This window comes from Qipengyuania pelagi (genome assembly GCF_009827295.1).
In the GTDB taxonomy this organism is placed as follows: domain Bacteria; phylum Pseudomonadota; class Alphaproteobacteria; order Sphingomonadales; family Sphingomonadaceae; genus Qipengyuania; species Qipengyuania pelagi.
Window position 1 is genome coordinate 767,701 of sequence record NZ_WTYD01000001.1, and the last position, 9,919, is coordinate 777,619.

The following is a 9,919-nucleotide window of genomic DNA, read 5'->3' on the forward strand; positions in this document are numbered from 1 at the left end:
CGCGCCTGCGATGATTTCCTATCTCGAATTCGAAAAACCCGTTGCCCAGCTCGAAGGGCGTCTGGCCGATCTGCGTGAAGCGGCGCAGGGAGACGGAGTCGATATCGGCTCCGAGCTGAAGAGGCTCGAAACCAAGAGCGCCGAGATGCTGGCGGAGCTGTATGGCTCGTTGACTCCCTGGCAGAAGACGCAGGTGGCGCGCCACCCGATGCGGCCGCATTTCCGCGACTATATCGAGCACACCTTCGACGAGTTCGTACCGCTCGGCGGCGATCGCTCCTATGGGGACGATCAGGCCATTCTCGGCGGGTTCGCCATGCTGGATGGGCGGCGCGTGGTGCTGATCGGCCATGAAAAGGGCCACGATACGGCGAGCCGGATCAAGCACAATTTCGGCATGGGCAAGCCCGAGGGCTATCGCAAGGCGATCCGGCTCATGGAGCTTGCCGGGCGCTTCGGCCTGCCGGTGGTCACTCTCGTCGATACGTCCGGCGCCTTTCCGGGCGTGGAGGCCGAGGAACGCGGCCAGGCCGAAGCGATCGCACGCGCGACCGAGGCTTGCCTTGCCTTGCCGGTCCCGATGGTGGCGACCATCGTGGGGGAAGGCGGATCGGGCGGTGCGGTGGCTCTGGCGAGCGCGGAGCGCGTCCTGATGCTGGAACACGCGGTCTATTCGGTGATCTCGCCCGAAGGATGCGCTTCTATTCTGTGGCGGACCGCGGAAAAGGCCCCCGACGCCGCCGAAGCGATGCGGGTCACCGCGCAACAGCTCGCCAAGTTGAACGTCATTGACCGTATCGTGCCCGAGCCTTTGGGCGGGGCGCATCGCGACGTGCGCAAGACCGCCGAGACCCTTGGCCAGATCATCGGCGAGGAACTCGACATGCTCGGCCAGAAAACGCCGGACGAATTGCGCCGGATGCGCGAAGATCGCTTCCTGACGATGGCTGGCTGACACCCGCTTGCTGAACGACAACGGGAACAAGCCATCCCGTTCAGGTTTCTCCCTGCATAGATGAGCGCCGCGACACAGGGTCGCGGACGAATTTTGCAAGGGGGTATCCCATGAAGAACCTGAAAGCCCTGGCTGTTTCGAGCACCGCGACACTTGCGCTCGCTCTCGGCGGATGCGCAACCGCCGGCAATATTCCGAGTGCTTCGGCGCCGATCACGCAGAGCGAAGCGCAAATGGGTGCGCAGGCGCATCCCCAATTGCTGCAGGAATTCGGCGGGGCGATGACCGGCCCGCAGGCGCAATATGTCGAGCAGGTGGGCAAGAACATCGCCGTCCAGTCGGGCCTCGGCAATGCGCGCGACAGCTTCACCGTCTCGCTGCTTAACAGCCCGGTGAACAACGCTTTCGCGATCCCCGGAGGATACGTCTACACGACTCGCCAGCTGGTCGCGCTGATGGACAATGAAGCCGAACTCGCCGCCGTGCTTGGCCACGAGGTCGGCCACGTCGCCGCCCGCCATTCGCAGCGCCGCCAGGCCAATGCGCAGCGCAATTCGCTGCTTGGTCTGCTTGGCGCCGTGGTCGGTTCGGTCGTCGGTGGCGGCATCGGCCAGCAGCTCGGCCAGGCCGCCATGCAGGGTTCGCAGCTGCTGACTCTCAGCTTTTCGCGCAGTCAGGAAACGGAGGCCGACCGGCTTGGCATCCGGTATCTGCAGGGCGCGGGCTATGATCCCAACGCCATGTCGACCGTGCTCGCCAGCCTCGCGGCGCAGAACTCGCTCGATGCGCAATTGCAGGGTCGGGGCGATGCGCGTCTTCCCGAATGGGCATCGACCCACCCCGATCCCGCCAGCCGCGTTCGTGAAGCCGCCAGCCTGACGCAAGGCATGACCGGCGTGACCAATACCGACACCTTCCTGACCCGCATCGACGGGCTGCTCTATGGTGACGATCCCGCGCAGGGGGTGATCGAGGGCAACCAGTTCATCCACCCGCAAATGCGGCTGGCCTTCTCCGCGCCGCAGGGCTTCTACATGGTCAACGGCACCTCGGCGGTCAGCATCCAGGGGCAGGGCGGTCAGGCGCAGCTGTCGCTTGCGCAGTATAACGGCAATCTCGACAATTACGTGCGCAACGTGTTCGCGGCGCTTGGTGGCAACCAGCAGCGACTGGCACCGCAATCGATCCAGCGTACGACCGTCAACGGTATTCCCGCAGCTTATGGGACGGCGCGCGTCAACAGCGGCAACGGGCAGGTGGATGTGGCCGTCTTCGCCTACGAATTCGCGCCCGATCGCGCCTATCATTTCCAGGCGATTACGCCCGTAGGCCGAATGGGCACATTTACGCCCATGTTCAATTCGATGCGCCGGGTGACGGCGAGCGAAGCGGCGAATGTGATCCCGCGTCGACTCGAGGTGGTGACCGTGCGCAGCGGCGACACGATCCAGTCGCTGTCGCGGCGTATGGCGTATACCAATGGCCAGGAAGCGCGTTTCCGGGTGCTCAACTCGCTCGACAGCAATGCCCAGCTGCGAGCGGGGCAGAAGGTCAAGCTGGTCGTTCGCGGCAGCTAGGCCGGACAATCGCCTTCACCGCATACGAGAAAGGCGGCGGGATCGCTCCCGCCGCCTTTTTTATCTTCGGTTCTAAAAGGCTTACGAGCCGCTCATCGCCGTGGTCACGTCGTTGAACGTGGTCGAAAGCTGGTCGCCCAGGCTCGACATGGCGGTGATCGCGGCAACCGCGATCAGGGCGGCGATCAGGCCGTATTCGATGGCGGTCGCGCCTTCTTCGTCCTTGCGGAACTTCTTGATGAACTTCATTGGTCGTCTCCTGGTTCTGTCTTCGGTAACCCGCCCCGTCCCGTCGCAAACCGGGATCAGGTCTGTCCCTTATCGACGGGGAAGGTTTATATTTTCCTAAGGGGCAGCGGCTTTAATTGGCGCTGGCTTTGACGATGGTGTCGGACATGTCGTTCCACATCTCGGTCGCGTTCACACCGAAAGCGCTGACGGCACCGATCATCGCCAAGAAGATCATGGCCAGGATCATGCCATACTCGACTGCTGTGGCGCCTCGCTGGTCTCTTCCGAATTTGGGCCGAGATCTGGACCGAAACTTGGCTTTTGCGATTGGCACCGGCACTATCCCCTGGTTGGTGGCGTCCCTCGGACCGGCGCATTTAATCGGCACAGACTTAAGAAAATGTTGAGGGAAGCGGCTGAGGTGGAAAGAAATCCGACATGGCTGTGCGTCGTCGCCGGGCTCCTGATCGATCCGCAGGGTCGCTGGCTGATGCATCGGCGCCCGTGGGACAAGGCGCATGGCGGATTGTGGGAATTTCCCGGCGGCAAGGTCGAACCGGGAGAGACGCCGGAGGCGGCGCTGGTTCGCGAGCTCGGCGAAGAGCTGGATATTTCCATCGATCCCCGTTGGATCGAGCCGCTTGCCTTCGCCTCGGAGGGTTCGAAAGCAGGCGGCCGCCCCATCACGCTCCTGCTGTATCTCGTCCGTCAGTGGGAAGGGACGCCGCGCGCCGTCGAGGGAGGGGCGATCGGGTGGAATCGCCCCGACGCGGCTGCGAAACTCGAAAAACCGCCGCTCGATGTCGCCCTGTTCACGAAGGCTCGCGCCCTCGTTCCGCCCGCAGAGAACGCGGCCGGGCGGGGCTGAGACGTCTCAAGCGAAAAAACCGCCGCTTTGCGGTTGCCATGCGCGAAAGCCCTGCTATGTGACGCCCCTCCAGCGCGCCCGTAGCTCAGCTGGATAGAGTACCTGACTACGAATCAGGTGGTCGGAGGTTCGAATCCTTCCGGGCGCGCCAAAGGTTTCAAGACAGCGCATCGGTGCCGAAAGGTTCCGGTGCGCTGTTCGTTTGAAGCCTACGATCACGGCAGCGTTCGCGGGCAGAAGCTGCCGGTTAAGCCTCGTCTTCGAGCCGGTGCATGTCCTCGTCGCTGAACCCGAAATGGTGGCCCGCCTCGTGGATCACGACATGGCGGACGAGCTCTTCGAGTCCCACGCCCGTTTCCTCCATCTCCGCGATCAGCGGCTGGCGGAACAGCCAGATGCGCGGCGGCATATCGCCACTTTCCCAGATGGATTTGTCCGGCAGCGGACGCCCTTCGTAAAGCCCCGACAAATGCCATTTCTCGTCCATATCGACCGAGGCGAGCTGTTCGGGCGTCGCGAAATCGGTGACGCGCATCACCACCCGGCCCAGCTGCTCGCGAAAGGCGGCGGGAAGGTTGGCGAGAACCTGCTCGGCCATCCGCTGCATCGTTTCTTCGCTGGGGTGCTCGGTCGCAGTCATGGATCGGATATGTGGCGCGCGCAGATCATCCGCAAGATCAGGACAAAGGGGTTCAATGCATGGCCCCGGAACATCGTGGGCGTTCGCATGTTTGACCTGCGAACCGAAGCCATCCCGAAAGAGGACGTCCGATAATGGCCCAGACACACGAAATCTTCGCGACACTCGAACGCGATCACGATCGCCATCGCGAATTGCTCGACCGGCTTCTCGAGACCAGCGGAGACAGCGACGAGCGCGAAACGCTGTTCACGGAGCTGACCCGCGAGCTCAAATCACACGCCGCTGCCGAGGAGCAGGCGCTCTATTCGACCATGCTGCGCAAGCCCCCGACAACTGGCGAGACCCGCCATTCGGTCGCCGAGCATCACGAGATCGAGGAAGCGCTCAACGATCTGGCCGCGACCGATATGGCCAGCGGGGCCTGGTTGCAGAAATTCAAGGATTTCGATCACCAGTACCGCCATCATATCAACGAAGAGGAAGAGGACCACTTCCCCGACTTCGCCAAATATCTCGACGATAAGGACCGCGAGCACATGCGCTCGGTTTTCGAGCGGCGGAAGAAGGAGGAGAAGGCCGAGGCCGAGGTGACACCTGAGAAAAAGGAAGACGCCAAGGAATAGTATTCTAGTGGGGGGCATGACCAAACTGGAACCGACCGCACAGCAGACCGCGATTCCGGGTATCGACGACAGTGTCGAGCCCGGCGTGTGGCGCTATGTCCACGCCAGCCGCGCGCGGGTCATCGTGGATGCGGCGGATTACTTCGCCATCATGCAGGCCGCGATGCTCAACGCGCGGTATCGCATCTTTCTGATCGGATGGGATTTCGACACGCGCATCCACCTCGCCGAAGGGCGGCATTGGTGGCAGCGGGCGTGGAAGAAGAAATATCCGGCGCGGCTGGGCAGCTTCATCGCCTGGATGATCCGCAATCGCCCCACACTGGAAGTCCGAATCCTCAAATGGAGCTTCGGCGTCTTCAAATTCACTTACCGCGGGTCGATGTGGGTCGATCTGATGCGCTGGATCCGGCATCGCAGGATCGATTTCAAGTTCGACAGCGCGCATCCGGTGGGGTGCAGCCATCACCAGAAGATCGCCGTCCTCGACAGTTCGCTCGCCGTATGCGGCGGTATCGACATGACCGGAAAGCGCTGGGACACACGCGACCACGAGGAGGACCAGCCTCTCCGCAGGACGCCGAATGGTCGTAAATACGATCCGTGGCACGATGCCTCCATGATGATGGAGGGCGAAATCGCCGAAGCTTTGAGCGATCTGGGTCGCGATCGCTGGATCAGGGCAGGGGGCAAGCCCCTGATGCCGATCCGCGCTCCCGAAAAGAGCCTGTGGCCAGAAGGCCTCGACGCCACGTTCGAGAATGTCGAGATCGGCATTGCGCGGACCCGATCGAAACATCGCGACTGGCAGGCGATTCGCGAGATCGAAGCCCTGTTCGTCCAGCATATCAAGCGCGCCCGTCGCTTCATCTACGCCGAGAGCCAGTATTTCGCCTCGCGCGCGATCGGAGAAGCGATCCTCAAGCGCATGGAAGAAGACGATCCGCCCGAAATCCTGATCGTCCATCCCGCCCATGCGGATGGCTGGCTGGAACAGCAGGCGATGGATCACGCGCGGGCAGAGCTGGTGCGCTGTATCGAGCAGGTCGATGGCAAGGGGCGCTTTTCGATCTGGACGCCCTATAGCGGCGAGACCCCGATCTACGTCCATGCCAAGATCATGATTGTGGACGACGAGATTTTCCGCATCGGTTCGGCGAACATGAACAACCGATCCATGGGGCTCGACAGCGAATGCGATGTCTTCGTCGATTCCACACGGCCCGGAAACGATCATGCGAGGGGCGCGATCACGGCTTTGCGCCACTCCCTCCTGGCGGAGCATATCGGCCTCGATGAGGGGGAGATCGGCGAGTTGCACGAACGCCATGGTTCGATGGCGGCGATGATCGACCATGCGCAGGAACCGGGCGGGCGGACTCTGAAACGCTACCACCCGCCGGATTTGAACGGAGTGGAAGAAAGCCTGGCGGAAAGCGGGCTGCTCGATCCCGACGATCCCGACGACATGTTCGAACCCTTTGCAAAGGGCGGGCTGTTCCGCAAAGGAAGCCGTCTGCGGCGCGTGCGCGCCAGATTGAAGAGGATCAGGGGAAAATGAGCAGTCTGGTCGGACCCGACGAAGATGATCCGCGGGGCAAATTGCCCGTGCCCGAAGCGGTGCAGGATGCGATCCGAACGCTGATCGAATGGACGGGTGACGATCCCACGCGCGAAGGCCTGCTCGAAACGCCGGCGCGCGTGGCGCGCGCGTGGAAGGAATATTGCCTGGGTTACGAGGAGGACCCGGCGGTCCATCTCAGCCGCGTGTTCGAGGAAGTCGGCGGGTATAACGAGATCGTGCTGCTGAGGGACATTCCCTTCCAGTCGCATTGCGAGCATCACATGGCCCCGATCATCGGCAAGGCCGCAATCGCCTATCTTCCAACCGACCGCGTGGTCGGCATTTCCAAGCTCGCGCGGGTCCTCCATGGATTCGCCCGTCGGCTCCAGGTGCAGGAACGGCTTACCGCAGAGGTCGCGGATTGCATCTGGGAAAATCTGCAACCCCAGGGCGTCGCGGTCGTCATCGAAGCGAGCCACGCCTGCATGACCGCGCGCGGGGTTCGCACGCCCGGCGTCGGCATGGTCACCAGCCGGATGATGGGTACCTTCCTCGATGACCCACGCAGCCGCGAGGAAGTGATGAAATTGATGGGGTATGGGTGATGATCGGGCGAGGGAGGCCGTTAGGCGCCCCTCGCCCGATCACGCACCATGCGGTCAGAGCTGACCGAGCATGTGCTCCGCGCTGGAGACCGAGAAATCGCCCGGCTGCTCGACATTCAGTTCCTTGACCACGCCGTCATCGACGATCATCGAATAGCGCTGGCCGCGCTGCCCCATGCCGAAGCCGCTGCCGTCCATGGTGAGGCCGACCGCCTGCGCGAAATCGCCGTTCCCGTCGGCCAGCATGGTCACGTCCGAGGCATCGTTCGCACCCTGCCAAGCACCCAGAACGAAGGCGTCGTTGACGGCGGTGCAGGCGATCTCGTCGACACCCTTCGCCTTCAGCTCGTCGGCTTTCTCTACATAGCCGGGCAGGTGACGCGCCGAACAGGTCGGCGTGAACGCGCCGGGAACGGAAAACAGGGCAACCTTGCGTCCGGCGAAGAATTCGCCCGACTGGATCTTCTCGGGACCGTTCTCGGTCGGCTTCACCAGCGTCACGTCAGGTAGCTTGTCGCCTACGGAAATCGTCATATTCGGTTTACTCCTGCTTGTTGTTTCTTGCCTGCGGCACTTAGGCGCGCGCCCCGGTCTTGCAAGGCTTCAGCCGTTAAAGGCGCTTTACCAATCTCCTTATTCACCGGGAAATCGCGGGGCGCGACAAACAGTCGACAGGGAGACAATCATGACCGCATCGACCGCCATCCGATTCAAAACCGCCGCCATCCGTGCCGGAGCAGCCGCTTTGGCCTGCCTGATCGTGCCGACCGCCGCGCAGGCCGAATATCGCGACGTCGATCCTTATGGCAGCGTTTCGAACGAAATCGACGAGATCGCAGCGAATGCGGAAAACATTCGCAAGCTGGACATCATGCTGATGGTGACTTCGCTGCGTTGCAGAAGCGGCGCGAGCAACTTCCAGGCCGATTACGATGCCTTCGCAAGCGCGCATCTCGCCACGCTCAACCGCGCCAACATGGTTTTGAAGGCGGAGCTCGTCTATAGGTTCGGCGAAGTGGGCGCGGTCCGCGAAATGGACCGCAGCGATGTTTCGATGGCCAATCAATATGGCGAAGGACACCCGTGGCTAAGCTGTCACGAGCTGGGCAGCATCGCGCGCCAGCTCGCCGGCGATCGCGACGCCATCCGCCTGTCCTACGCAGCGGATGAATTGCTGGCGGCTTACCCGGTATACGAGCCCATTCGCCATCCGCGGCAGGCCTCGCGCCGCTGATCGCGGCATTCTGGGCGGGGCCGTTGTCCTCGCTGGTTTAAGCGGTTAGGAGCGGGGCCGTTTCATGGCGTCGCCTCGCGTATCGATAGTTCGGTGCGGCGCTTTCTTCAGAACTCCCTTCACCGAGGATGCCCGTGGCCCAATTCAACGATTACGTCATCAAGGACATTTCACTCGCCGATTACGGGCGGGCCGAGATCAATATCGCCGAAACCGAAATGCCGGGCCTGATGGCCACGCGCGAGGAATATGGCGAGGCGCAGCCGCTGAAGGGCGCGCGCATCGTCGGCTCGCTCCACATGACGATCCAGACCGCCGTTCTGATCGAGACGCTGGTGGCGTTGGGCGCGGAAGTGCGCTGGGCGACCTGCAACATCTTCTCGACCCAGGACCACGCTGCCGCCGCCATCGCGGCGCAGGACATTCCGGTCTTCGCGGTCAAGGGCGAAAGCCTGGCCGAATACTGGGATTATGTCGGCCGGATATTCGACTGGTCGAGCGAGGCGGACCAGGATCTGACCGCCAATCTCATCCTCGATGATGGCGGCGATGCGACCATGTTCGCCCTGTGGGGCGCGCGGATCGAGGCGGGCGAAACCATGCCCGAGCCTCAGAACGCCGAAGAAATCGAGATGCAGCGCGCGTTGAAGGAATTCCTCAAGCGCAAGCCCGGCTACCTCACCGCCAGCGTCAAGGCGATCAAGGGCGTCTCGGAAGAGACGACTACGGGTGTTCATCGCCTCTATCACCTCGCCAAGCAGGGCAAGCTTCCCTTCCCGGCGATCAACGTCAACGACAGCGTGACCAAGTCGAAATTCGACAACCTCTATGGCTGCCGCGAATCGCTGGTCGATGCGATCCGCCGCGCGACCGATGTGATGCTGTCCGGCAAGGTGGCCTGCGTCGCGGGCTATGGCGATGTCGGCAAGGGGTCTGCCCAGTCGCTCCGTAATGGCGGCGCGCGCGTGCTCGTGACCGAGATCGACCCGATCTGCGCGCTCCAGGCGGCGATGGAAGGGTATGAGGTCGTGACGATGGAAGACGCGGTGACCCGCGCCGACATCTTCGTGACGACTACCGGCAACGAAGACGTCATCACCGCCGAGCACATGAAGGCGATGAAGCCGATGAGCATCGTTGCCAATATCGGCCACTTCGACAGCGAGATCCAGATCAGCGCGCTCGACAATTACGAGTGGAACGAGCTGAAGCCGGGGACCGACCTCGTGAAATTCCCCGACGGCAAGGAAATCATCATTCTCGCCAAGGGGCGGCTCGTCAATCTCGCCTGCGCCACCGGCCATCCCAGCTTCGTGATGAGCTGTTCCTTCACCAACCAGGTGCTGGCCCAGATCGAATTGTGGAAGAACGCGGGCAGCTACGAGAACGACGTCTATGTCCTCCCCAAGCACCTCGACGAAAAGGTCGCGGCGCTGCACCTCGACAAGCTGGGTGTGAAACTGACGCAGTTGAGCAAGAAGCAGGCGGACTATATCGGCGTTCCGGTCGAAGGACCGTTCAAGCCAGAACATTATCGCTATTGATGGTACCGGAACGGGGCCGTCAGACTTGCGGCCCCGTTCTCATCCAGGCCTATTGCGTAGCGCCCATTGCATCGG

General features: G+C 62.5%; 12 protein-coding genes and 1 tRNA gene. 9 read left to right on the forward strand and 4 right to left on the reverse strand.

The window, feature by feature from the left end; translation table 11 throughout:
• Nucleotides 1-10: 10 nt before the first annotated feature.
• Both GRI47_RS03815 and GRI47_RS03820 read left to right on the forward strand, forming a co-directional pair.
• The gene (locus GRI47_RS03815) at nt 11-955 is read left to right on the forward strand and encodes an acetyl-CoA carboxylase carboxyltransferase subunit alpha (protein WP_160660028.1); all 945 of its coding nucleotides are present in this window, start codon (nt 11-13) and stop codon (nt 953-955) included.
• A gap of 110 nt (nt 956-1,065) precedes the next feature.
• Complete coding sequence (locus GRI47_RS03820; protein WP_160660029.1) at nt 1,066-2,532, forward strand: M48 family metalloprotease; 1,467 nt, start codon at nt 1,066-1,068, stop codon at nt 2,530-2,532.
• 81 nt (nt 2,533-2,613) lie between these two features.
• Here the strand turns inward: GRI47_RS03820 and GRI47_RS03825 are convergent, their stop codons facing one another.
• A complete protein-coding gene (locus GRI47_RS03825) occupies nt 2,614-2,781 on the reverse strand; it encodes a Flp family type IVb pilin (protein WP_082851290.1) in 168 nt (55 codons plus the stop codon).
• 112 nt (nt 2,782-2,893) lie between these two features.
• A complete protein-coding gene (locus tag GRI47_RS15335) occupies nt 2,894-3,010 on the reverse strand; it encodes a hypothetical protein (protein WP_419956981.1) in 117 nt (38 codons plus the stop codon).
• A gap of 174 nt (nt 3,011-3,184) precedes the next feature.
• On the opposite strand from GRI47_RS15335, the gene GRI47_RS03835 reads away from it, so the two are divergent.
• Both GRI47_RS03835 and GRI47_RS03840 read left to right on the forward strand, forming a co-directional pair.
• Nucleotides 3,185-3,631 (forward strand): (deoxy)nucleoside triphosphate pyrophosphohydrolase, encoded by a 447-nt coding sequence (locus GRI47_RS03835; protein ID WP_337190633.1) that lies wholly within the window; start codon nt 3,185-3,187, stop codon nt 3,629-3,631.
• Nucleotides 3,632-3,705: 74 nt separating this feature from the next.
• Nucleotides 3,706-3,782, forward strand: a tRNA-Arg gene (locus GRI47_RS03840).
• Between the two features lie 96 nt (nt 3,783-3,878).
• Here GRI47_RS03840 and GRI47_RS03845 read toward each other — a convergent pair.
• Nucleotides 3,879-4,271 carry a metallopeptidase family protein gene (locus GRI47_RS03845; protein ID WP_160660032.1) on the reverse strand — a complete coding sequence of 131 codons (393 nt, stop codon included), beginning with the start codon at nt 4,269-4,271 and terminating at the stop codon, nt 3,879-3,881.
• Nucleotides 4,272-4,405: 134 nt separating this feature from the next.
• Between GRI47_RS03845 and GRI47_RS03850 the strand changes: the two genes are divergently transcribed.
• From GRI47_RS03850 to folE, 3 genes are read left to right on the forward strand one after another with little or no spacing between them, the layout of a single operon-like run.
• The gene (locus GRI47_RS03850) at nt 4,406-4,897 is read left to right on the forward strand and encodes a hemerythrin domain-containing protein (protein ID WP_160660033.1); all 492 of its coding nucleotides are present in this window, start codon (nt 4,406-4,408) and stop codon (nt 4,895-4,897) included.
• Nucleotides 4,898-4,913: 16 nt separating this feature from the next.
• Nucleotides 4,914-6,458 carry a phospholipase D-like domain-containing protein gene (locus GRI47_RS03855; RefSeq protein ID WP_160660034.1) on the forward strand — a complete coding sequence of 515 codons (1,545 nt, stop codon included), beginning with the start codon at nt 4,914-4,916 and terminating at the stop codon, nt 6,456-6,458.
• Nucleotides 6,455-7,066, forward strand: coding sequence for a GTP cyclohydrolase I FolE (gene folE, locus GRI47_RS03860; protein WP_160660035.1), 612 nt, complete (start codon nt 6,455-6,457; stop codon nt 7,064-7,066). The genes GRI47_RS03855 and folE overlap by 4 nt, the downstream gene beginning before the upstream one ends.
• A gap of 54 nt (nt 7,067-7,120) precedes the next feature.
• On the opposite strand, the gene GRI47_RS03865 is transcribed toward folE, so the two are convergent.
• Nucleotides 7,121-7,600 (reverse strand): peroxiredoxin, encoded by a 480-nt coding sequence (locus GRI47_RS03865; RefSeq protein ID WP_160660036.1) that lies wholly within the window; start codon nt 7,598-7,600, stop codon nt 7,121-7,123.
• Between GRI47_RS03865 and GRI47_RS03870 the strand changes: the two genes are divergently transcribed.
• Together GRI47_RS03870 and ahcY are read left to right on the forward strand one after the other, a co-directional pair.
• Nucleotides 7,578-8,300, forward strand: a complete 723-nt coding sequence (locus GRI47_RS03870) for a hypothetical protein (protein ID WP_237452612.1) — start codon at nt 7,578-7,580, stop codon at nt 8,298-8,300. The genes GRI47_RS03865 and GRI47_RS03870 overlap by 23 nt on opposite strands.
• Before the next feature lie 128 nt (nt 8,301-8,428).
• A complete protein-coding gene (gene ahcY / locus GRI47_RS03875) occupies nt 8,429-9,844 on the forward strand; it encodes an adenosylhomocysteinase (protein WP_160660037.1) in 1,416 nt (471 codons plus the stop codon).
• Nucleotides 9,845-9,919: the final 75 nt, after the last annotated feature.